Annotated in this window: 20 protein-coding genes and 1 pseudogene; 12 read left to right on the forward strand and 9 right to left on the reverse strand. The window is 71.5% G+C overall.

Annotated features, from left to right (window positions below):
• Positions 1 to 134: 134 nt before the first annotated feature.
• Positions 135 to 503 carry a hypothetical protein gene (locus ACFVHI_RS34080; protein ID WP_380345765.1) on the forward strand — a complete coding sequence of 123 codons (369 nt, stop codon included), beginning with the start codon at positions 135 to 137 and terminating at the stop codon, positions 501 to 503.
• 105 nt (positions 504 to 608) lie between these two features.
• Here the strand turns inward: ACFVHI_RS34080 and ACFVHI_RS34085 are convergent, their stop codons facing one another.
• The 3 genes from ACFVHI_RS34085 to ACFVHI_RS34095 form a co-directional block, all read right to left on the reverse strand.
• On the reverse strand, positions 609 to 1,583 hold the full coding sequence (locus ACFVHI_RS34085; RefSeq protein ID WP_079135655.1) for a hypothetical protein: 975 nt from the start codon (positions 1,581 to 1,583) through the stop codon (positions 609 to 611).
• Between the two features lie 291 nt (positions 1,584 to 1,874).
• The gene (locus tag ACFVHI_RS34090) at positions 1,875 to 3,095 is read right to left on the reverse strand and encodes an acetyl-CoA C-acetyltransferase (protein WP_063348024.1); all 1,221 of its coding nucleotides are present in this window, start codon (positions 3,093 to 3,095) and stop codon (positions 1,875 to 1,877) included.
• A gap of 62 nt (positions 3,096 to 3,157) precedes the next feature.
• Positions 3,158 to 4,240, reverse strand: a complete 1,083-nt coding sequence (locus ACFVHI_RS34095) for an SGNH/GDSL hydrolase family protein (protein WP_380345767.1) — start codon at positions 4,238 to 4,240, stop codon at positions 3,158 to 3,160.
• Between the two features lie 232 nt (positions 4,241 to 4,472).
• On the opposite strand from ACFVHI_RS34095, the gene ACFVHI_RS34100 reads away from it, so the two are divergent.
• From ACFVHI_RS34100 to ACFVHI_RS34110, 3 genes are all read left to right on the forward strand, one after another.
• Positions 4,473 to 5,897, forward strand: a complete 1,425-nt coding sequence (locus ACFVHI_RS34100) for a cystathionine beta-synthase (RefSeq protein WP_380345769.1) — start codon at positions 4,473 to 4,475, stop codon at positions 5,895 to 5,897.
• A gap of 511 nt (positions 5,898 to 6,408) precedes the next feature.
• Complete coding sequence (locus ACFVHI_RS34105) at positions 6,409 to 6,744, forward strand: hypothetical protein (protein ID WP_063348021.1); 336 nt, start codon at positions 6,409 to 6,411, stop codon at positions 6,742 to 6,744.
• A 192-nt stretch (positions 6,745 to 6,936) separates the two neighbouring features.
• The gene (locus tag ACFVHI_RS34110; protein WP_380345771.1) at positions 6,937 to 8,232 is read left to right on the forward strand and encodes an Ig-like domain-containing protein; all 1,296 of its coding nucleotides are present in this window, start codon (positions 6,937 to 6,939) and stop codon (positions 8,230 to 8,232) included.
• 26 nt (positions 8,233 to 8,258) lie between these two features.
• Here the strand turns inward: ACFVHI_RS34110 and ACFVHI_RS34115 are convergent, their stop codons facing one another.
• Positions 8,259 to 8,621, reverse strand: a complete 363-nt coding sequence (locus ACFVHI_RS34115; RefSeq protein ID WP_363372410.1) for a cupin domain-containing protein — start codon at positions 8,619 to 8,621, stop codon at positions 8,259 to 8,261.
• Positions 8,622 to 8,760: 139 nt separating this feature from the next.
• Complete coding sequence (gene msrA / locus ACFVHI_RS34120; protein ID WP_380345773.1) at positions 8,761 to 9,426, reverse strand: peptide-methionine (S)-S-oxide reductase MsrA; 666 nt, start codon at positions 9,424 to 9,426, stop codon at positions 8,761 to 8,763.
• A 171-nt stretch (positions 9,427 to 9,597) separates the two neighbouring features.
• On the opposite strand from msrA, the gene ACFVHI_RS34125 reads away from it, so the two are divergent.
• On the forward strand, positions 9,598 to 10,752 hold the full coding sequence (locus ACFVHI_RS34125; RefSeq protein WP_063348017.1) for a cystathionine gamma-synthase: 1,155 nt from the start codon (positions 9,598 to 9,600) through the stop codon (positions 10,750 to 10,752).
• 172 nt (positions 10,753 to 10,924) lie between these two features.
• Here the strand turns inward: ACFVHI_RS34125 and ACFVHI_RS34130 are convergent, their stop codons facing one another.
• Both ACFVHI_RS34130 and ACFVHI_RS34135 read right to left on the reverse strand, forming a co-directional pair.
• Positions 10,925 to 13,804 (reverse strand): SpaA isopeptide-forming pilin-related protein, encoded by a 2,880-nt coding sequence (locus tag ACFVHI_RS34130; protein WP_380345776.1) that lies wholly within the window; start codon positions 13,802 to 13,804, stop codon positions 10,925 to 10,927.
• A 174-nt stretch (positions 13,805 to 13,978) separates the two neighbouring features.
• Positions 13,979 to 14,461 carry a MarR family winged helix-turn-helix transcriptional regulator gene (locus ACFVHI_RS34135; protein ID WP_380345778.1) on the reverse strand — a complete coding sequence of 161 codons (483 nt, stop codon included), beginning with the start codon at positions 14,459 to 14,461 and terminating at the stop codon, positions 13,979 to 13,981.
• 122 nt (positions 14,462 to 14,583) lie between these two features.
• On the opposite strand from ACFVHI_RS34135, the gene ilvA reads away from it, so the two are divergent.
• From ilvA to ACFVHI_RS34150, 3 genes are all read left to right on the forward strand, one after another.
• Positions 14,584 to 15,795 (forward strand): threonine ammonia-lyase, encoded by a 1,212-nt coding sequence (gene ilvA, locus ACFVHI_RS34140; RefSeq protein WP_380345780.1) that lies wholly within the window; start codon positions 14,584 to 14,586, stop codon positions 15,793 to 15,795.
• Positions 15,796 to 16,072: 277 nt separating this feature from the next.
• Complete coding sequence (locus ACFVHI_RS34145) at positions 16,073 to 17,179, forward strand: ATP-binding cassette domain-containing protein (protein ID WP_380345782.1); 1,107 nt, start codon at positions 16,073 to 16,075, stop codon at positions 17,177 to 17,179.
• A gap of 1 nt (position 17,180) precedes the next feature.
• A complete protein-coding gene (locus tag ACFVHI_RS34150; protein WP_063348013.1) occupies positions 17,181 to 18,038 on the forward strand; it encodes an ABC transporter permease in 858 nt (285 codons plus the stop codon).
• A 118-nt stretch (positions 18,039 to 18,156) separates the two neighbouring features.
• On the opposite strand, the gene greA is transcribed toward ACFVHI_RS34150, so the two are convergent.
• Both greA and ACFVHI_RS34160 read right to left on the reverse strand, forming a co-directional pair.
• On the reverse strand, positions 18,157 to 18,657 hold the full coding sequence (gene greA / locus ACFVHI_RS34155) for a transcription elongation factor GreA (RefSeq protein ID WP_063348012.1): 501 nt from the start codon (positions 18,655 to 18,657) through the stop codon (positions 18,157 to 18,159).
• A gap of 422 nt (positions 18,658 to 19,079) precedes the next feature.
• Positions 19,080 to 19,496: a DUF4307 domain-containing protein gene (locus ACFVHI_RS34160; protein WP_363372422.1), complete on the reverse strand. Its 417-nt coding sequence runs from the start codon at positions 19,494 to 19,496 to the stop codon at positions 19,080 to 19,082.
• A 240-nt stretch (positions 19,497 to 19,736) separates the two neighbouring features.
• Here ACFVHI_RS34160 and mca point away from each other — a divergent pair, with 240 nt between their 5' ends.
• The 4 genes and pseudogenes from mca to ACFVHI_RS34180 all read left to right on the forward strand — a co-directional run bounded on the left by mca (position 19,737) and on the right by ACFVHI_RS34180 (position 21,873).
• Positions 19,737 to 20,642: a mycothiol conjugate amidase Mca gene (mca, locus tag ACFVHI_RS34165; RefSeq protein WP_063351176.1), complete on the forward strand. Its 906-nt coding sequence runs from the start codon at positions 19,737 to 19,739 to the stop codon at positions 20,640 to 20,642.
• A 49-nt stretch (positions 20,643 to 20,691) separates the two neighbouring features.
• A complete protein-coding gene (locus ACFVHI_RS34170; protein ID WP_063348010.1) occupies positions 20,692 to 20,883 on the forward strand; it encodes a hypothetical protein in 192 nt (63 codons plus the stop codon).
• A gap of 78 nt (positions 20,884 to 20,961) precedes the next feature.
• Positions 20,962 to 21,120 (forward strand): annotated as a pseudogene (locus ACFVHI_RS34175) (DUF255 domain-containing protein); the annotation flags it as partial.
• Positions 21,121 to 21,327: 207 nt separating this feature from the next.
• Entirely contained in the window at positions 21,328 to 21,873 is a 546-nt protein-coding gene (locus tag ACFVHI_RS34180; protein ID WP_380345786.1) for a Uma2 family endonuclease, read from the forward strand.
• Positions 21,874 to 22,336: the final 463 nt, after the last annotated feature.

Genomic DNA, 22,336 nt, shown 5'->3' on the forward strand with positions numbered 1-22,336 from the left:
TGTATCTACTTGTTGTTGGGGCCCCTGTGCGCTACCCGGCGGGGCCCCCAATACCCGGGTCCCCGCCGAACCCCGGCGGCGGGCCCCCCGGCGCGAAACGCTCCGGGGGCCCGGCGGCGTTTAGGCTCCCTGTCATGCATGACGTACAGCTCCTGGTCGAAGCCGTCGACTCCTTGGCGGATCGTTTCCGCTCGCTGCCGCAGAGCAAACTGCTGGGCGCCGTGCCCGGGTACGAGTCCCGGGCAGGGGCCGTGCTGGCGCTGGCCCGGCGGCTGGCCGAACTGGCGCTGGCGGCGGAGTGCGGGCCGGAGCGGGAGTTCCCGGACGCCGGGGCCTTCGCGGCGGGGGACCAACTGGCCGTCGCCGGGCACGACCTGGCGGCCGCGCTGGCGGCGCTGCCGGAGGGCGACGCGGTCGCCCTGCCGGGCGGGCCGGTGGCGGCCGCGGAGGTGCTCGCCGGGGCGCTGGCCGCGGTGCGGGAGACGGCGGCGCTCTGCCGATAGACGTCCGGACATGCCGAAGGCCGGCCGGGTCGGTAACCCCTTGACCCGGCCGGCCTTCGGTGTGCTGCGCCGTGTGTGCGGTGCTGCCGCGCTGCTGGGGCGGCGTCAGATGCTGGCGACCACCCGGTCGGCGAGGACGTAGACGGCCTCCTCGTCGGTGGAGAAGGTCAGCGAGTACGAGCCGGAGAAGCGCGAGCCGCCGAGCAGCCGGACGTGCTCACCGGCACGGACCGCGTCGATCAGCCGGTAGGCGGCCTCCCGGTCGCCCGGGGCCACGCAGAGCGTGGTGCCGTCGGCGAAGGCGTACACGTCCAGGGTGCCCAGCGGGCCAGGGCGGACGTCGATCAGGGCGACGGCCTCGTCGGCGAGGGTGGCCAGCCGGGTGTCGGTCCACTCGCGGGACGGCGCCTGGCTGGGCACGAAGTCGGGGTGGGAGGGGTGGCGGCGCGGGTCGGGCGCGGCGACCGGGGCGTCCTCGACGGCCTGGTCGGCGTCCAGCAGCCCGGCCTCCAGGCCGGTGGCCAGCAGGTCGGCCTCGCGGCGGGCGCGGGCGTCCCCGGTGGGCTCGGCGGAGCCGGTGGAGGCGGCGGTGGAGCCGGCGGAGGAGGTGCCGGAGCCCTGGCCGGGGAACGGCGACGAGCCGCCCTCGGGGCCGGGCTCGGCGGGGCCCTCGTTGATCAGGTCCTCCAGCGCGGAGCGCAGCGCCTCGCCGAACTCCGGGTCCATGGTGCCGGCGTTGTCGACGGCGTCCTGCGGGCCGGTGGGGCGGGGGAAGAACAGCGGCCACTCGTCGGTGCTGGCGAACGCGCCGGTGTACGGGGAGTCGAACAGTGGCGCGTCCTCGGCCGCGCGGGCCTCCTGCTCGGCCCAGAACGCCCGGGCCTCGGTGATCTCCCGCTCGCGGTCGGCGGCGAGTGCCTCGGTGACGGCCTGGCGTATCGCGGCCTGGTCCACCGGGGCGGGTGCGGCCTGGGCCGCGGCCTGCGCGTCCAGCCGGCGGGAGAGTCCCCGGAGGTGGAGCAGTACGGCGGTCGACACGGTGATCAGGATCAGCAGCAGGATGGTGTAGACGGCGCTCACGGAACGTACTCCTAGCGAGGAGCGGAACGGGGTTACGTGTCCACACTGCCGCATCCGGGGCTGTTGCCGCAGTGGCGAATGTCTAATTTGTGGGGGACTTTCGCTCTTGTCCCCAAATTGTTAGGTAACACCGTTCTACGCAGTGGAGTTGATCCGCTCCGCAGTGTCGATTTCCGGGCCGAAAACGAGCGAAAAGAGGGCCGGATCGACCTCGCGATGTGATCCGGCCCTCAATTACTCACGGTCACTCCAAATGGGTGGTCCAGACCCTTTCGGGGTGGCTCGGCGGGGTCAGCTGAGGCGCTCGATCACCATCGCCATGCCCTGGCCGCCGCCGACGCACATGGTCTCCAGGCCGAACTGCTTGTCGTGCCACTGCAGCGAGTTGATCAGGGTGGTGGTGATCCGGGCGCCGGTCATGCCGAACGGGTGGCCGACGGCGATCGCGCCGCCGTTGACGTTCAGCTTGTCCAGGTCGATGCCGAGATCCCGGTAGGACGGGATCACCTGGGCGGCGAAGGCCTCGTTGATCTCGACCAGGTCGATGTCGTCGATGGTCAGGCCGGCCCGCCGCAGCGCCTGCCGGGAGGCCTCGACCGGGCCGTAGCCCATGATCTCGGGGGAGAGCGCGCTGACGCCGGTGGAGACCACCCGGGCGAGCGGGGTGATGCCCAGCTCCCGGGCCTTGGTGTCGGACATGATGACCAGCGCGGCGGCGCCGTCGTTCAGCGGGCAGCAGTTACCGGCGGTCACGGTGCCGTCCGGTCGGAACACCGGCTTCAGGCCGGAGACGCCCTCCAGCGTGACGCCGGCGCGCGGGCCGTCGTCCTTGCTCACCACGGTGCCGTCCGGGAGCGTCACCGGGGTGATCTCGCGCTCCCAGAAGCCGGCCTTGATGGCGGCCTCGGCGAGGTTCTGCGAGCGGACGCCGAACTCGTCCTGCTCGGCGCGGGTGATCCCCTTGAGCGCGGCCAGGTTCTCGGCGGTCTGGCCCATCGCGATGTAGGCGTCCGGCAGCAGGCCGTCCTCGCGCGGGTCGTGCCACTCCCCGCCGCCCTCCTCGGCGCGCTTGGCGGTGCGGGCCTGGGCCTCGTCGAAGACCGGGTTCGTGGTGCCCGGCATGCCGTCCGAGGTCCCGTTCACGCTGCGCGAGACGGTCTCCACGCCGGCCGAGAGGAAGACGTCGCCCTCGCCGGCCCTGATCGCGTGCAGTGCCATCCGCGTGGTCTGCAGCGAGGACGAGCAGTAGCGGGTGATGGTGGCGCCGGGCAGGTAGTCCATGCCCATCTGGACGGCCACGATGCGGGCCAGGTTGTGGCCCTGCTCGCCGCCGGGCAGACCGCAGCCGAGCATCAGGTCGTCGATCTCGCGCGGGTCGAGCTGCGGGACCTTGGCCAGCGCGGCCTGGATGACGTGGGCGGTCAGGTCGTCGGGGCGGACGTCCTTGAGCGAGCCCTTGAAGGCCCGGCCGATCGGCGAACGGGTGGCGCTGACGATGACGGCTTCGGGCATGGCGGGCTCCTCGCTGGGTGACGGCGGACTGGCGTCCGGGAGGAAAGTTACCGCCTGGTAGATCAGGCGTCACCCGTCCCGGCGTGTGAGCTGGCCGACGTGTCGCCGGCCTCTGGAACGGCCCCTTCCCGGGTCTCCTCGGGTGTCCACGAGCCGGGCAGCCCGACCCGCAGCCGGTGGCGCAGCAACGCCCAGCGGCGGCCGGCGCCCTCCGTCTCGACGGCCGCGACCTCGGTGCCCGAACGCCCGGCCGCGGCGGCGGCGGCCATCGCCACCGGCAGCACCGTCCCGCCCGGCACGGGTGCGGCCGGGCGCTCCTCCTCCGGCCAGAGGCCGAGCGCGGCGCACACCGAGGGCAGCACGGCCATCGCGGCCGTCGCGTAGCCCTGGGCGGACGGGTGGTAGCGGTCGGCGGCGAACATCTCCGGGCGCGCCGCGAACTCCGGGCCCAGCAGCGAGCCCAGCGAGACCGTCCGGCCGCCGGCCTCCACGACCGCGATGGTCTGCGCGGCCGCCAGCTGGCGGCTCAGCCGGCGGGCCACCCAGCGCAGCGGCGGGTGCACCGGCTTGATCGTCCCGAGGTCCGGGCAGGTGCCGACCACCACCTCGCAGCCGTTCGCCCGCAGCGCCGCGACGGCCTCGCCGAGCTGGCGGACGGCCAGCTGGGCCGGGCTGTGCCGGGTCACGTCGTTGGCGCCGATCATGAGCACGGCGACGTCCGGGTGGTGCGGCAGCGCCTGCTCCAGCTGGCCCGAGAGGTGGGCGGAACGGCCGCCGGAGCGGGCCACGTTGACCAGCCGGACCGGGCGCTCGGCCACCGAGGCCAGGCCCGCGGCCAGCAGCGCACCCGGGGTCTCCCGGGCCCGCAGCACACCGAGGCCGGCGCCGGTGGAGTCGCCGAGGACGGCCAGCACCAGCGGCGGCTGCGTGGCGGCGGAGCTGTCGGTGAAGGCCTCGCCGTAGACGCCGTCGGCCTTGGGCGGATCGCCCTCCAGCACGCCGATGGCCTGGATCGCCAGCTTGCTCTCGGTGAGCAGCACGCCCACCAGTCCCACGCCCAGCAGGCCGAGCCCGCCGCCGCCGTACGCCGCCGCGGTGGCGATCCGGCGGGCCACCCGGGCCCGCGAGTCCTGTGCCCCTGGCATCCGATGCCCCCTTCGCGTCCTGGTGCCGCCCCCTCCGGGGCCATGGCGATGCCTGCACCCCCCTCCTACCCGCGCGGGGGCCGGGGCTACCTGCGGGGCTGGGCCATTGGGGGAGGAGGGCGGGCGGCGGGGCCGTTGCGCGGGGCCGGGGCGGGGCGAGGGGCGGGTGGGGCGGAAGGGCGGGCTGGGGCGGGCGGCACGGCCTAGGCTTTGCAGTACCGAAAGCACTCGCATGCCCACAACCGGGAGGACCCCCGTGCGGTACCACAACTCGATCATCGACCTCGTCGGCAACACGCCGCTGGTCAAGCTGAACAAGGTCACCGAGGGCATCAGCGCGACAGTGCTGGCGAAGGTCGAGTACTTCAACCCCGGCGGCTCGGTGAAGGACCGCATCGCGATGCGCATGATCGAGGCCGCCGAGGCCTCGGGCGCCCTGAAGCCGGGCGGCACCATCGTCGAGCCGACCTCCGGCAACACCGGTGTCGGCCTGGCGATCGTGGCCCAGCAGAAGGGCTACAAGTGCATCTTCGTCTGTCCGGACAAGGTGTCCACCGACAAGATCAACACCCTGCGCGCGTACGGCGCCGAGGTGGTCGTCTGTCCCACCGCCGTGGCCCCCGAGCACCCGGACTCGTACTACAACGTCTCCGACCGGCTCGTCCGGGAGACCCCGAACGCCTGGAAGCCGGACCAGTACTCCAACCCGGACAACCCGGCCTCGCACTACCACTCCACCGGTCCGGAGCTGTGGGAGCAGACCGAGGGCCGGATCACCCACTTCGTGGCGGGCGTCGGCACCGGCGGCACCATCTCCGGCACCGGCAACTACCTGAAGGAGGTCTCGGGCGGCAAGGTCAAGGTGATCGGCGCCGACCCGGAGGGCTCGGTCTACTCGGGCGGCACCGGCCGGCCGTACCTGGTCGAGGGTGTGGGCGAGGACTTCTGGCCGACCGCCTACGACCGTGACGTCGCCGACGGCATCGTCGCCGTCTCCGACAAGGACTCCTTCCAGATGACCCGCCGCCTGGCCAAGGAGGAGGGCCTGCTGGTCGGCGGCTCCTGCGGCATGGCCGTGGTGGCCGCGCTGGAGGTGGCCAAGGGCCTGGGCCCGGACGACGTCGTGGTGGTGCTGCTGCCGGACGGCGGCCGCGGCTACCTGTCCAAGATCTTCAACGACGACTGGATGGCCGACTACGGTTTCCTGCCCTCGGCCACCGACGAGGCGCACATCGGCGAGGTGCTGGCCCGCAAGGACGCCATCGAGCACGAGGGCATCCCGCAGTTCGTCCACATGCACCCGAACGAGACGGTCGCCGAGGCGGTCCGGGTGCTGCGCGAGTACGGCGTCTCGCAGATGCCGGTGGTCTCCCCGGGTGCCGGGCACCCCGACATCATGGCCGGCGAGGTGATCGGCTCGGTGGCGGAGAAGCTCCTGCTGGAGGGCGTCTTCGCGAAGGAGATCGAGCTGACCGACACGCTGGACCGGGTGATGTCCAAGCCGCTGCCGGTCGTCGGTGCGGGCGAGACGGTCACCAACCTGATGACCGTGCTGGAGAAGGCCGACGCCGCGGTGGTGCTGGTGGACGGCAAGCCGCAGGGCATCGTCACCCGCCAGGACCTGCTGGGCTTCCTCGCCGGCCGCGCCGCGCACTGACCCGTCGGCCCCGGCCCTGACCGGCCCTGACCGGCCCTGACCGACCCCGACCCCGCCACCGGCTCCGGTCGGCGGGGCGGACGAGGTTTCGCCCACGTTTTGCCCGCGGTTCGCCCACGGGCGAAGTGGTACACCGGCGTCACCTGCCCGCAGCACGCGGTTAACAACCGTCCGGCATCGTGGTGGTCAACGGCAAGACGCCGAGCGAGACGACGGCAACCGTCCGGGAGCGGCTCCCCGGCGGACGCGGTCGGCTCCGGACACGTCGGGCGGTCCTGACCCGGCCCGCCGTGTCCGCCCTCCAACCCGGCAACGGGGGAGAGGGGTCTCCGCGGGAGGTGCCGTCGTCCCGCCCCTGTCCGGCTGCGGCCGGTCGACAGGGTGCGGCGGCTCCCGCGGTACTGCGCGCCGCACGGCGCGTCTCCGCGGTTCCCGGGTGGGGGAACCGAGGCGGAGAACGGCAGGGCCGGTCCTTCTCCGAGGGACCGGCCCTTCCCGTACGCTCACACGCATGACCAGCACTGAAACCACCCAGGACGAGCCGCGCTACGTCCGGCTCAAGATCGAGCTCATCGCGGAGATCACCGACGAGGGCGCGCTCAAGGCGGCCGCCCTGAAGCAGGTGACCGAGGACGAGTACCTCGACGACGACGAGCGCGCCCAGTCCGTCGACGCCATCGAGGTGGACCCGTCGGGTTCGCTCGCCCACTTCATCGACCCGGTGGCGCTGCTCGGCGACGTGCCGGGTGTCGAACTGGCCTCGGCGACCTGGGAGTCGGCGCAGACCGAGTTCGACCCCGAGAACGAGGGTTGGGACGAGTACGTGGTGGACGAGTCCGCCGAGTAGCGGCCTCGCCTCGCGAGCTCGTCACCGCTCGTGAACGCCCGGTCTGCCCCGCAGGCCGGGCGTTTTTTCCCTGTTCACCGGGAAGTTGGGTCATCTCATACGATCGCTTACCCTTCGGAGGTGGAACCGTGCACGGGCGGATTGCGTTTCTGTATCCGTAAATGCCCGGGATGATCAGCAGGGAGACGCGACGTGACGGCACGGGACGGTCAGGGGCGGGCAGGCGGAGGCAACTGGAGCCGGCGCGGAGTGCTCGCGGGTCTGATCGGGGCGCCGGTCCTGCTGCTCGCGGCCTGCAACGACACCAAGAGCGCCGACGCCAACGGCTCGGGCGGTTCGGGCGGTTCGGGCGGTTCCGCTGGAACCCCGGGCGCGGGCAGCGGCTCCGGCGGGACCAGCAGCGCGCCGAAGACCTCGACCGCCGTCATCACCGTCACCCCTGCGGACGGTGCCGCCTCCGCCAGCTTCAGCGAGCCGGTCAAGGTCACCGTCAGCAACGGCACCCTGGGCACCGTCAAGGTCACCGACTCCACGGGCAAGGAACTGGCCGGCCAGCTCGCCTCCGACGGCGCCAGCTGGACCTCGGCCGCCGCCCCCGCCAGCGGCACCAAGTACACCGTGGCCGCCACCGCCCTCGACAAGGACAAGCTGGAGGCGGACGCCAACGCCACCTTCACCACGGCCACCCCGGCCAACACCTTCGTCGGCTACTTCACGCCCGAGGACGGCTCGGTCGTCGGCGTCGGCATGCCCGTCTCGATCACCTTCAGCAAGCCGATCACCGACCGCAAGGCCGTCCAGCAGGCGATCACCGTGATAGCCGAGCCGGGCGTCGAGATCGTCGGGTACTGGTTCTCCAGCACCCGCCTCGACTTCCGGCCGCAGGAGTACTGGGCCAAGGGCACCAAGGTCACCCTCAAGCTCCGGCTCAAGGACGTCGAGGGCGCCAAGGGCGTCTACGGCACCCAGTCCAAGGACGTCCGCTTCACCATCGGCCGCGCCCAGACCAGCGTCGCCGACCTCGCCGCCAAGAAGCTCACCGTCACCACCGACGGCCAGGTCAGCGCCGTCTACAAGATCTCCGGCGGCTCGCCCGAGCACCGCACCTGGGGCGGCAAGATGGTGATCTCCGAGCAGTTCCAGCAGACCCGGATGAACTCGCAGACCGTCAACCTCGGCAGCGAGTACGACATCGCGGACGTGCCGCACGCCCAGCGGCTCACCACCTCGGGCACCTTCATCCACGGCAACTACTGGTCCCCGTCGTCGATCTTCGGCGGCCAGAACACCAGCCACGGCTGCATCGGCCTCCAGGACGCCAAGGGCGCGCAGGACGGCAGCACGGACGGCTACAAGTTCTACAAGAGCTCCATGGTCGGCGACGTGGTCGAGGTCGTGAACTCCGGTGACAAGACCGTCGCGCCGGACAACGGCCTGAACGGCTGGAACCTCGGCTGGGCCGCCTGGAAGGCCGGCAGCGCCGTCTGACGCCGGGAGCCGCCGGTCAGCGCGGGTCAGCGCTTGGCGTAGTCGGCGAAACCCTGCCAGTCGACGATCACGCACGGCTCGTCGCCGACGATCCAGGCATCGTGCCCGGGCGGGCAGATCATCAGGTCGCCCGGGCCGAACTCGGTCTCCTGACCGTCGTCCATGACGATCCTCATACGGCCCGAGACCACGTACCCCGTGTGGGCGGCCAGGCAGCTGTCGGTCTTGGCGATCGGCTTCACGTGCTTGGACCACTGCCAACCCGGGTGGAACACGGCCCGGCCCACCGGGCCGGCGTCCAGGTTGACCAGACGCAGTTCCCCCGTGCCCTCCTCGAAGGGGCGGACCTCCTCGGGGGCGTCGAAGTTCATGCGGACGAGACCGGACATGGCGCACTCCTCTCCCCACGGACGGCCCGGCCGTCCAGCGAGAGGAGGAGGCAGGCCCGTCTGCTGGCCCTTCCAGTCTGCGCCCCGACCGGCGGGCGGTCACCTCGGGTGGCCGGCCCGCCGGAACGGTCACGGACGGTCAGCCCTGCGTGCGGGCCACGCCGATCGGGCAGGAGGCGCCGGTGCCGCCGAGGCCGCAGTAGCCGTTCGGGTTCTTGGCGTCGGACAGGTACTGCTGGTGGTACGGCTCGGCCGGGTAGAACGGGCCCGCCGGGGCGATCTCGGTGGTGATCGGGCCGTAGCCGAGCGCGGTCAGGGCCGGCTGGAAGGCGTCCAGGCCGGCGGCCGCGGCGGCGGCCTGGACGGGGGAGTGGGTGTAGACGGCGGAGCGGTACTGGGTGCCGACGTCGTTGCCCTGGCGGTTGCCCTGGGTCGGGTCGTGCGCCTCCCAGAAGGTCTTCAGCAGCCGCTCGTAGGAGACCAGCGAGGGGTCGAACACCACCCGGACCGCCTCGGTGTGCCCGGTCAGCCCGCTGCACACCTCCTCGTACGTCGGGTGGGGGGTGTAGCCGCCCTGGTAGCCGACCAGCGTCGTCCAGACGCCGGGCAGGCGCCAGAACGTCCGCTCGGCGCCCCAGAAGCAGCCCAGCCCGAAGTCGGCCACCTCCAGGCCGTCCGGGTACGGCCCGGTGAGCGGGTGGCCGAGCACGGTGTGCGGCTCGCGCAGCGCGAAGCCCGGCGACTCCCGGCCGGGCAGCGCCTGGTCGGCGGGAACGAGCGAGGTCTTGTGGCGGTTGAACAGCACGGCCTGCTCCAGCGGGGTAGGGAGGGTTGCGCAGGATTCAACGCGGCGGGCCGCCCCCGGATTCCGGCGCCGCCCGGATTCCGCCGCCGCCCCGGTCCACGGCCGGCCCGGTTCACGGCGGGCTGGGACGTTCCGGAGGGCACCGGCCCGTACGGCCACTAGGCTCGACCCATGACCGAGCACCAGCTTCCCCAGGGCTTCGAGACCCTCGCCATCCACGCGGGTCAGGAAGCAGACCCCCAGACCGGGGCCGTCGTCACGCCGATCTACCAGGTGTCCACCTACAAGCAGGACGGGGTGGGCGGCCTGCGGGGCGGCTACGAGTACAGCCGCAGCGCCAACCCGACCCGCACCGCGCTGGAGGAGTGCCTCGCGGCACTGGAAGGCGGCGCCCGTGGCCTCGCCTTCGCCTCCGGCCTGGCCGCCGAGGACACCCTGCTGCGTACCATCCTCAAGCCGGGCGACCACATCGTGATCCCCAACGACGCCTACGGCGGTACCTTCCGGCTGTTCGCCAAGGTGCTGACCCGCTGGGGCGTCGAGTTCTCCGTCGCCAACACCCAGGACCTGGCGACCGTCCGCGCCGCGCTGCGTCCCAACACCCGCGCGGTCTGGGTGGAGACCCCGTCCAACCCGCTGCTGGGCATCACCGACCTGGCCGCGCTCGCCGAGGTCGCGCACGGCGCCGGCGCGCTGCTGGTGGTCGACAACACCTTCGCCAGCCCGTACCTGCAGCAGCCGATCGCGCTCGGCGCGGACGCGGTCGTGCACTCCACCACCAAGTACATGGGCGGCCACTCGGACGTGGTCGGCGGTGCGCTGGTGCTGGCCGACGCGAGCCTGGGCGAGGAGGTGGCGTACCACCAGAACGCGATGGGCGCCGTCTCCGGGCCGTTCGACGCCTGGCTGGTGCTGCGCGGCATCAAGACGCTGGGCGTCCGGATGGACCGGCACAGCGCCAACGCGGAGAAGGTCGCCGAGCTGCTGGCGAGCCACCCGAAGGTCAGCCAGGTGCTGTACCCGGGCCTGCCCGAGCACCCCGGCCACGAGATCGCCGCCAAGCAGATGAAGGCCTTCGGCGGCATGGTCTCGTTCCGGGTCCAGGGCGGCGAGGAGGCGGCGGTCGAGGTCTGCAACCGCGCGCAGCTGTTCACCCTCGGCGAGTCGCTCGGCGGCGTGGAGTCGCTGATCGAGCACCCGGGCCGGATGACCCACGCCTCGGTGGCCGGTTCGGCGCTGGAGGTGCCCGCCGACCTGGTGCGCGTCTCGGTCGGCATCGAGTCGATCGACGACCTGCTCGCCGACCTCAAGCAGGCGCTGGGCTAGGACGCGCCCAGAAGTCCGGAGCCTGTTGAAGATCTCCGGCCTCGGTGAGCAGTCCGGGGACCGCGATGGTCACCTGACGCGCTGTCGGCGCACTCGGCCGGAGGAGCCCCTGTGGGCTCCTCCGGCCGGTCCATTGCGCCATGCCCTCACGCGCTCGCGCCGGAGCGGTCCTTCAGGAGCGCTTCCAGGAGGTGGGGGACGCGGGCGTGCAATCCTCGTTCGGGTCGGGCTTGCCACGCACCAGGTCCCAGAGGTTCCATTCGCCCCACGTGGTCCATGAGTCCGCCGAGGCCCATGAGTGCGGCGGGCGCGGACACGGCTTCGGCGGGCACTTCTTGTCCTCGACCGTGATCGTCACACACGGGCAGTCCGCGGTCAGCTCGACCGTGGTCACCGCGGTCTGGGGCAGTTCGTAGCCGGGGGGAGCGGTGGTCTCCTGCCAGTAGTAGGTGCCGAACGGAAGGTTGTCCGCGGAGCAGGTGCCGTTCGCCCCGGTGGTGCAGGGGGAGCCGACAGGGGTGTCGGGGTTGGTTCCGGTGGTTTGGAGGCCGGGGACGCCGTTGGTCTCGTGCCAGAGCTGGAAGGTGGCGCCGGCCAGTGGTTGTCCGGTGGCGGAGTCGACCTTGGTGACCGTGGTGGAGCCGGTCGGGGTGGTGGTCTTGGTGTCCTGGACGGTGACGGGGATGCTCTGTCCGTCGGTGTCGAGGACCACGGTCGTCACCGCGGGCTGCGGCAGGTTGTAGCCGGGGGGTGCGGCAGTCTCCTGCCAGTAGTAGGTGCCCAGGGGGAGGCCGGTTGCGGAGCAGACGCCGTTCGCTCCGGTGGTGCAGGGGGAGCCGACGGGAGTGTCGGGGTTGGTTCCGGTGGTTTGGAGGCCGGGGACGCCGTTGGTCTCGTGCCAGAGCTGGAAGGTGGCGCCGGCCAGTGGCTGCCCGGTGGCGGAGTCGACCTTGGTGACCGTAGTGGAGCCGGTCGGGGCGATGGTCTTGGTGTCCTGGACGGTGATCGGGACGTTCTGTCCGTTGGTGTTGAGGACGACGGTGGTGACGTTGAGTTCCGGCAGGTCGTAGCCGTTGGGCGCCGATACTTCTTGCCAGTAGTAGGTGCCGAGGGGGAGGCCGGTTGCGGAGCAGGTGCCGTTCGCTCCGGTGGTGCAGGGGGAGCCGACGGGGGTGTCGGGGTTGGTTCCGGTGGTTTGGAGGCCGGGGACGCCGTTGGTTTCGTGCCAGAGCTGGAAGGTCGCACCGGCCAGGGGCTGCCCGGTGGCGGAGTCGACCTTGGTCACGCTTGTGGACGCGGTCGGAGCGGTCGCTTTGGTGTCCTGGACGGTGATCGGGACGTTCTGTCCGTTGGTGTTGAGGACGACGGTGGTGACGTTGAGCTCCGGCAGGTCGTAGCCGGGGGGTGCGGCGGTCTCCTGCCAGTAGTAGGTGCCGAGCGGGAGGCCGGCCGTGGAGCAGACGCCGTTCGCCCCGGTGGTGCAGGGGGAGCCGACAGGGGTGTCGGGGTTGGCGCCGGTGGTCTGGAGACCGGGGACGCCGTTGGTCTCGTGCCACAGCTGGAAGGTGGCGCCGACCAGCGGTTGCCCGGTGGCGGAGTCGACCTTGGTCACGCTGGTGGACCCGGTCTCGACGATCGGGGACTTGGTGTCCTGGACGGTGACCGGGACGTTCTGCCCGTTCGTGTCGAGGACCACGGTCGTCACCGCGGGCTGCGGCAGGTCGTAGCCAGGGGGTGCGGCGGTCTCCTGCCAGTAGTAGGTGCCGAGCGGGAGACCGGCCGTGGAGCAGACGCCGTTCGCCCCGGTGGTGCAGGGGGCGCCCACCTCGGTGTCCGGGGTGGCCCCCGAGGTCTGGAGGCCGGGGACGCCGTTGGTCTCACGCCACAGCTGGAAGGTGGCCCCCGCCAGGGGCTGCCCCGTGACGGAGTCGACCTTCGTCACGCTGGTCGAGGCGGTGGGAGTGGGACTTCCGCACGCCGGAAGATCGCCGTTGAAGGGGTAGGCGTGGAACTCGGTCCCGGTCATCCCCGAGCCGGAGTTCTGCAGCAGCGAACCGGTGGTGAAGAATCGTCCGTTCAGACCGGGCAGGCTCATGGTGGCGGTGCTGGCCGGGTTGCCGACCAGCACACTGCCCTGGAACTGCCCCGATCCCTTGAGCGTGACGGACGTCGCGGCGGGGAAGTTCCACAGGAGGCGCTCGCGCAGCCGGTTCCAGGGATCGGTGTCCTGGAGGCTCCCGCTGTAGGTGTTGATGGTGCGGGCGCCGCCCACGAGGTTGACGAGCACCGTCGCGTTCGCGGGGATGCCGGCGAACGCGATGCCCTGGGTGGAGCCTCCGTTCCCGGCGATGTCGAAGTCGACGTTGAAGACCTGGAGCGTGGAGGTGCCGTCACCGGTGAACAGGGTCTGGAACCCCTGGTTGACCGCGGTTCCGGTGGCGGGGCGGGGTGTGCCGACCCCGGCGTAGCACTCGCTCGCCGTCTGCAGCTGACCGCGCAGCGGCGTGTAGGCGGCCACGGCCTGCGCTTCCTGGACCTTCGTACCGACGATGGTGCCCGTGGCCGTGCCCGCGTAGCGGACGACGCCGCCCTCCGCCAGGAGTCTCTGCCCCGGGGCCACCGTGACGTTGCCTCCGGCGGTGAGGAAGTCGGCGCCGTCCGGCGGGGGGACCCGTGAGCCGACGCCGACGATGCCGATGTTGTAGACGGAGCTGGCTCCCGGGGCTTTGTTCAGGTCGAAGTTGCCGAGGGTCACCACGTGCCCCTCGGCCTCCGCGGCGGAACCGCCGACGTTGAAGTCGCCGCCGACGAAGATGTTGATTCCGGCGTCGCGGCCTGCGAAGGGACCGTTGTTGACCGGGGGGAACGTCGCGGGACAGTCCGCGCCCAGGCACGGCCCGAGGCCGCCCGGGAGACCGGCCGCGTACGCGGCCGGTGGTGCGACGAGTGACATACCGAAGGGCACGAGCGTCAGGGCCAGGACGGAACCCACCGTCCTGCCGAGTCGGCGTCTCCAGGTGACGGTGGTCACCGGGTTCTGACTGGGCTTCACCTCAGTCCTCTCACCATGTGGACCCAATGGGGCCCTCGGAGTGTTCCGGGCTGGAGGGCCGAGCATCGCGACTCACTGGTGTTGTCATCTGAAAATCGTGTTAATGCACCCGTTCGGCTGTGCGTCGACGGCCGATCGGTCCGGGCGCGAGGGACGGCCTCCGGCCGTCGGCGGTCACTGGCCCTGCTGGTCCGCCGTGTACGACTCCATCGCGTGGTTGAAGCGGGCCAGCAGGGCGCAGAACGCCTGCTGCTCCTCGGGCGGCCAGTCGGCCGTCAGGCGGCGGGTCAACTCGGCCCGCCCGTCGCGGACTTCGGCCAGTCGGCCGGAGCCGACCGGGGTCAGTGCGAGGCGTACGGCGCGGCGGTGGGCCGGGTCCTGGACCCGGCCGACCAGCCCGCCCGCGACCAGCGGGGCGACCTGCCGGGTCACCGTGGAGGAGTCGACGCCGAGCGACTCGGCCAGCGCCTTGACGTTGGCGGGCCCGTGCCGCTCCAGGCGGTCGAGCAGCAGGTAGGCGGCCCGGTCCAGCGCGCCGAGACCGCCACCGGTGGTCCGGACCTGGTCCATCCGGCGGGCGAACACCGCCAGCTGGTACTGGAGTCGGGCGTGCACGGGGTCGGTGCGGTCGGTGGCCTGGGGCGAGGTCGTCGTCATCGCGGCTCACGATCGTCGTGCGGTGAGGGAGGCTCAGAAGCAGCAGCGTACGCGGGCGGAGCGGGCCCGGGAACAGCCCTGACATCCCGGATTGCCGGTGTCGACCACCGTAGGCTGGCGTTATGCACAACTGGCCGGTCACCCTCGACGACGTCCGCGGCGCCCAGAAGATGCTCGCCGGAATCGCCCGGGTGACGCCGATGGAGGGCAGCCGGTACCTGTCCGGGCTGATCGGCGCGCCGGTCCACCTGAAGTGCGAGAACCTCCAGCGCACCGGTTCGTTCAAGCTGCGCGGCGCGTACGTGCGGATCGCCGGGCTCTCGCCGGTGCAGCGGGCCGGCGGGGTGGTGGCGGCGAGCGCGGGCAACCACGCGCAGGGGGTGGCGCTGGCGGCCGCGCTGCTGGGGGTGCACTCGACCGTGTTCATGCCGGTCGCGGCGCCGCTGCCCAAGGTCGCGGCGACCCGGGAGTACGGCGCGCAGGTGCGGCTGCACGGCGCCACGGTGGACGAGGCGTTGCAGGCCGCGCAGCGGTACTCGGAGGCGACCGGCGCGGTGTTCATCCACCCCTTCGACCACTGGGACGTGGTCACCGGCCAGGCGACCGTCGGACTGGAGATCCTGGAGCAGTGCCCCGAGGTGCGGACCATCCTGGTCGGGGTGGGCGGCGGCGGCCTGCTGGCCGGGATCGCGGCGGCGGTCAAGCCGCTGCGGCCGGACGTCCGGGTGGTGGGGGTGCAGGCGGCGGGCGCGGCCGCGTACCCGCCCTCGCTGGCGGCCGGGCGGCCGGTGTCACTGGAGCACTACGCCACGATGGCCGACGGGATCATGGTCGGCCGGCCCGGGGACATCCCGTTCGAGGTGATCAACTCGCTGGCGGACGGCGTCCGGACGGTCTCCGAGGACGCGCTGTCGCGGGCCCTGCTGCTCGGCCTGGAGCGGCTGAAACTGGTGGTCGAACCGGCCGGGGCGGCCCCGATCGCGGCGCTGCTGGAGCAGCCGGACTCCTTCGAGGGGCCGGTGGTGGCCGTGCTGTCCGGCGGCAACATCGACCCGCAGCTGATGCAGCGGGTGCTGCGGCACGGGCTGGCGGCGGCCGGCCGGTACCTGTCGCTGCGGGTGCGGCTGGCGGACAAGCCGGGCTCGCTGGCCGACCTGCTGGAGGTGCTGACCAGGCTGGACGCCAACGTGCTGGACGTCGCGCACGTGCGGATCGACCCGCGGCTGGGGCTGACCGAGGTCGAGGTGGACCTGCACCTGGAGACCAAGGGGCCGGAGCACTGCGCGGCCGTGGTCGGCGAGCTGCGGGACGCGGGGTACGTCGTTTCCAGCTGAGTTCGGAAGGCGCCTCAGGCGCTTGGGGGGCCGGGTGTCTCGGGCGCCGGACGGTGCGGGGCGGGCCTCGGTGGATCTCGGCGGATCTCGGTGGATGTCAGTGGTCCCTGCCACGATGGCGGAGCCCTGTGCCTTGACGCGATATATCGCGTGCTGCCAGACTCGCGATACATCGCGTTCTGTGTCCTGGTAGGCGAAAACCGAGTCGCCCGCATGCCCGAAAAAGGGGCAGAGTGTGACAGATCGCCCATATTCGTCCGAGGAGATGAGGCAGGCCATGGCGCCAGCCATCCAAGCCGAGAACCTGGTCAAGACCTTCGGCGACGTACGAGCCCTGGACGGCGTCAGCCTCGACGTCCCCGAGGGCACGGTGCTCGGGCTGCTCGGCCCGAACGGCGCCGGCAAGACCACCACCGTGCGGGTCCTCACCACCCTGCTGCGCCCCGACTCGGGCCGCGCGGTGGTCGCCGGCGTCGACGTGCTCAAGCACCCCAACAAGGTCCGCAGCCTGATCGGCCTGTCCGGCCAGTACGCGGCGGTCGACGAGTACCTCACCGGCTTCGAGAACCTCCAGATGGTCGGCGAGCTCTACCAGATGAGCGCCCGTCAGGCGAAGGTGAGGGCGCTGGAGCTGCTGGAGTGGTTCAACCTCACCGAGGCCAAGGACCGCACCGCCAAGACCTACTCCGGCGGCATGCGCCGCCGCCTCGACCTCGCCGCCGCGCTGGTCGTCCGGCCGCCGGTGATGTTCCTCGACGAGCCGACCACCGGCCTCGACCCGCGCAACCGGCTCGCGCTCTGGGAGGTCATCGAGACCCTGGTCGAGCAGGGCACCACGCTGCTGCTCACCACCCAGTACCTGGAGGAGGCCGACCGGCTGGCGCACGACATCGCCGTCGTCGACCACGGCCGGGTGATCGCCCGCGGCACCGCCGACCAGCTCAAGGCCCAGATCGGCGGCGAGCGGATAGAGGTCGTGGTGCACGAGCCGGGCCTGGTCGCCGACGCGGTCGCGGCGCTGTCCGGGTACGCGCTGGGCGAGCCGGCGGTGGAGAAGAACACCCGCCGGATCACCGTGCCGGTCAGCGGCGGCGCCCGGGTGCTCGCCGACGTCATCCGCGAACTCGACGCCCGCGGCATCGAGATCGACGACATCGGCCTGCGCCGCCCGACCCTGGACGACGTGTTCCTCACCCTCACCGGCCACGTCGCCGAGACGGTGGAGGAGGAGAACGGATCCGGCGGCCGCGGCCGGGGCGGCCGGAGCAAGGGCGGGCCGTCCGCCGAGGGGCCGCCCGCCGAGGGGCCGTCCGTCGAGGGGTCGGACGGCTCCGACGGCCAGGGACCGGACAAGCAGGCCGTCGCGGCCGGAACGGAGCGCTGAGATGAGCACCGCCACCGAGCACGCCATCGGCGAGGCGATGCCCAGGCAGCGCCGCGGCATCGCCGCCACCCTGCACGACTCCTGGGTGGTCGCCAAGCGCAACCTGCGCCGGATGACCAGGATCCCCGAGATCGTGGTCTTCGGGCTGATGCAGCCGGTCATGTTCGTGCTGCTGTTCTCGTACGTGATGGGCGGGGCGATCAAGATCCCCGGGGCGAGCTCCAGCTCCGACTCGTACATCCAGTTCCTGATGGCCGGCATCTTCGCCCAGACCGTCACCTTCGCCGTCGCCGGCGCCTCCGCCGGGATCGCGGAGGACATGACCAAGGGCCTGGTGGACCGCTTCCGCTCGCTGCCGATGGCCCGCTCGGCGGTGCTGGTCGGCCGCACCCTCGCCGACCTGTGCCAGACCGCGTTCACCGTGATCGTGCTGGCCCTGGTCGCGCTGCTGGTCGGCTGGCGGATCCACGACGGCGTGCTCAACGCGCTCGGCGCCTTCGGCCTGCTGCTCCTGCTCGGCTACGCGTTCTCCTGGATCGGCGCGCTGATCGGCCTCTCGGTGCGCAGCCCCGAGGCGGCCACCTCGGCCGGCCTGATCTGGCTGTTCCCGCTGACCTTCGTCTCCAACGCCTTCGTGCCGGTCAGCTCGATGCCGGGCTGGCTGCAGACGGTCGCGTACTGGAACCCGTTCAGCGCCACCGTGCAGGCCTGCCGAGACCTGTTCGGCAACCAGGTCGGCCCGGTGGACGCCACCTGGCCGATGCAGCACGCCGCGCTGGTGTCGGTGCTGTGGTCGGTGCTGATCACCGCGGTGTTCTCCTGGCTGTCGGTGCGCAAGTACCGCTCGGCCGTGGGCTGAACCGCGCCCGGTACGCCGCGAGGGCGGCCGCGGAGTCCCTGGACTCCGCGGCCGCCCTCGTCGGTCGGTCAGGTCTGGTCAGGCCGGGTCAGGCCAGATCAGACCGGATCAGGCTTGGTCAGCCGGCGTGCGGCACGACCTTGACGATCTTCACCATGGCGGGCTTGCCGTTCGGCAGCTCGTAGGTCGCCTCGTCGCCGATCTGCTTGCCGTCGATCGCGCGGCCCAGCGGCGACTGCGGCGAGTAGACGTCCATGGTGTCGGAGCCGGCGACCTCGCGCGAGGCGAGCAGGAACTCCATGGTGTCGTCCTCGTCGCCGTCGAAGGCGACCGTGACGACCATGCCCGGGGCCACCACACCCGAGTCGGCCGGCGCCTCGCCGACCTTGGCACGCTCCAGCAGCTGGGTCAGCTGGCGGATGCGCAGCTCGTACTTGCCCTGCTCCTCCTTGGCCGCGTGATAGCCGGCGTTCTCCTTGAGGTCCCCCTCCTCGCGCGCCGCCTCGATCTTCTGGGCGATCTCGATGCGCCAGGGCCCGGTCAGGTGATCCAGCTCGGCCTTCAGCTGGTCGTAGCCGGCCTGAGTGAGCCAGGTCACGTTCTCACTGGTCTGGGTCACGGGTGCTCCTCGTAGGTGCTGGGGCTGTGCTGCGGGTGTGAGTCGTCAGCAGGGTTGGTGGTGATATCGGTCGTAACTACAAAGCAACGCCCGCTCCCGTACCATCCGGTGCGGAAGGGGCGAAACCACGAGCCTAACAAGTCCTGCCGACAAGCAGAAGGGTCGTTTGCGCGCCATTGACGTCGGCGTTGCGCCACGGTGTACAGCGAATGCGCCACGGTGTACGGCGGTGGTGCGTGCCGGGCCGGGTGCGGGACTTCCTACGGATGCCCGTTCTCCCGATCGGTTATGCGCCGGTGTCCGGCAGAGTACCGGTGGTGCCCGGCAGAGTACCGGTGAGCGGGGCGCGGTGCCGGTGCGACTCGGCGGGCGGGCCTCCTGCGCAGGCGGCCGGACGGACTCCTTCGCGCTTCTTCGCGGGCCTACTTCTTCGCCGGCGTGCAGCCCAGCAGTTCGGCGGTGGTGCCGCGGGCGGTGGTCCGCAGCGTGACCACGGCGTCGTAGCTGGAGCCGTCGGCCGGCACCGGGAAGTCGGCCACCCCGACCACCGAGCCGTCCGACCCCTGCGAGCGGACCGTGCAGCTGCCGGCCGTCCCGCCGCTCTTGCGCACCGCCAGGTGCAGCTCGACCTCGGAGTCCGAGACCGCCTGGAAGGTCGGCACCGAGCCGTTGATCGTGGTCTCGCGCAGCAGGTAGGAGCCGCCCAGCCAGGCCACCAGGCCCAGGCCCAGCACGCCGCAGACCGCGCCGGCCACCTTCAGACGGCGGTCCGAATCGCGGTCGCCGCGCCGGCCGTAGCGCCCCTCGGGCAGCTGCGGGGTGGTGGTGCTCGCGTTCATCGGACCCAGTCCTCTCCTGACGGGAGGGGCCGCGCGGGTGGTGCGGGGGAATGCGACGCTCCTCCAGTCCGTCACTATAGGAGGGGCACGCCCGCGGCCGGTCCGGCGGGGGCGGGGCTCGACCGGGCCGGGGTACGTCCGCGGCCGGTCCCGCGGCGACGCGGCCCCGACGTGAGCGGCTCGTACGGTGGGCGGACCGGACTTCGCGGAACGCCCGATATGTGGAAGGAACGCAAGGCGTTGACTGAGCAGTTGCGACTGATGGCGGTGCACGCCCACCCGGACGACGAGTCCAGCAAGGGCGCGGCCACCATGGCCATGTACGTCGAGCAGGGAGTGGACGTGCTCGTGGCCACCTGCACCGGGGGCGAACGCGGGTCGGTTCTCAACCCCAAGCTCCAGGGGGACCCGTACATCGAGGAGAACATCCACGAGGTGCGCCGCAAGGAGATGGACGAGGCCCGGGCGATCCTGGGCGTCAAGCAGGCCTGGCTCGGCTTCGTCGACTCCGGCCTGCCCGAGGGCGACCCGCTGCCCCCGCTGCCCGAGGGCTGCTTCGCCCTGGAGGACGTGAAGGAGGCGGCCGAACCACTGGTCCGGCTGATCCGGGAGTTCAAGCCGCAGGTCATCACGACCTACGACGAGAACGGCGGCTACCCGCACCCCGACCACATCATGACCCACAAGATCACCATGCTGGCCTTCGACGCCGCCGGCGACCCGGACGCCTACCCGGAGGCCGGCGAGCCCTGGCAGCCGCTGAAGGTCTACTACAACCACGGCTTCCCGATGGGCCGCATCCGCGCCCTGCACCAGTACCTCACCGAGCACGGCCACGACTCGCCGTACGGCGAGTGGATCGCGGGCTGGGAGAAGAGCGGCCGCCAGGAGCGCGAGATCACCACCCGGGTGAGCTGCGGCGACTGGTTCGAGACCCGCGACCGCGCCCTGATCGCCCACGCCACCCAGATCGACCCCGACGGGCCGTGGTTCCGCGTCCCGCTGGACGTCCAGCGCGAGGTCTGGCCCACCGAGGACTACGAACTCGCCCGTACCCTGATCGACGTGGACCTGCCGGAGGACGACCTGTTCGCCGGCCTGCGCACCCCCACCCTGGCCGTCGAGGCCGCCGACACGCGCGACTGAACCACCCCCCGATGGCCCGGCTCCCCGTGAGCCGGGCCACCATAGAGATATGAGCGCCCCCGTGAACCTCGTCAACCTCGCCGCCGACCTCGCCGTCGACGACGCCAAGGTCACCCCCGGACTCCTCGGCTTCGTCGTCTTCGCCGCCCTCGGCGTGGCCACCTGGTTCCTGGCCAAGTCCATGAACCGGCAGTTCAAGAAGGTCGACTTCGCGGAGGAGCCGGAAGCCCCCAAGGAGTAGCGCGCGGGCGCGCGCGGGGCCCGGCTCGCCGCAGCCGGCGTCCCGGCGCCCGGCCCCCGATGCGCGAGGATGGGGGGCATGCCGAACCGTCTCGCGGACGCGACCTCGCCGTACCTGCTGCAGCATGCCGAGAACCCGGTCGACTGGTGGCCCTGGGGGCCGGAGGCGTTCGCGGAGGCGCAGCGCCGCGGGGTGCCGGTGCTGCTCAGCGTCGGGTACGCGGCGTGTCACTGGTGCTAATGACTTAACACAACCAGGCAGTCCTGACCCGCGATGTTTCCGGAGAGCACTGACGCGGATGCGCATGGTGAGCGACTGGGTCAGGACATCAACGCTTGGACCGAAGATCAGCGCACCCCCGCTGCTCTTGGCCGGCACTCTCGTAGTGGACCCCGTGCGGGACCGTGGCCCCATATCCTGAGAGGCGACAGGAAGGAGCCGTTGATGAGCATCGACGCGGTCATGCACACCGAGTTCCCCGCTGGGTACGTGGTCTTCTTCGGTACCGACGGGAAGGTGATCATGACTCCGCAGAGCTTTGAGCACTCCAGCACGATCAAGTCGATGCAGATCGACTCGCTCTCGCTCGGCCGGCACGCGAAGACCGCCTCCGATGTCTACCTGGACTTCCCGGCCGACGAGAACTCCGCCCCGGACTTCGCGATCCTGCGGGAGGACGCGCAGCGGCAGGGCAAGCGCTACGGCTTCGAGGACGTGCTGCTGATCGCCGAGGTGGTGTCGGTCTCCTCAGCGCGCAAGGACTACGACGACTGCACCGCGAAGTACGGACGCTACGGCATCCCGGTCTACGTGGTGGTGGACCCGTACGCCGCAGAGGTCGTCATCCACACCCAGCCCACCGGCTCCGGCTACATCGCGGCGCACACGCACAAGTACGGCTCGGGCAAGCTGACCATCGACCTGGCCGATGGGCGGACCTACACTCTCGACCTTGACGAATTGCCCCGGCCCGCGGCCGACGCCCGCTGAGTGCACCCCCTCGTTTCTTGGTTGCTTGACGCTTCAGCCTCGCCCGATCTCACGATGACCAAGTCTGTCGCGTCAGCCTGGCCACCCGGCCCCTGGGCGATCTGGTTGTGCTGCAGGCAGCTTCGCCTGCCGTCGGGTGTCAGGACGGAGGTATGCCGAACAGTCTGCCCGACGCGACCTCGCCCTATCTGGTCCAGCACGCTGGCAATCCCGTGGGCTGGTGGGAGTGGGAGCTGAGGTGGAGCGGTGTGGCGGCGCTGCTGAGCGTGGGTTATGTCGCCCGTCACTGATGAGAAGCGAACAGATGTACCGCCTCGTCCAGCTCATCTTGCACACCCACGCTTGCCCTGACCGTGTCCGCCCAGCGCTGCTAAGGGCTGTCCCGTAATTGCTCTTTGAGCGGTGACGGGCAGAGCTGGTCGAGTGCCAGCCGGTCCGGCTATGCGGCCTGAAGGAGGTTGTG

The sequence above is a fragment of the Kitasatospora sp. NPDC127121 genome (assembly GCF_042677305.1).
GTDB lineage: Bacteria > Actinomycetota > Actinomycetes > Streptomycetales > Streptomycetaceae > Kitasatospora.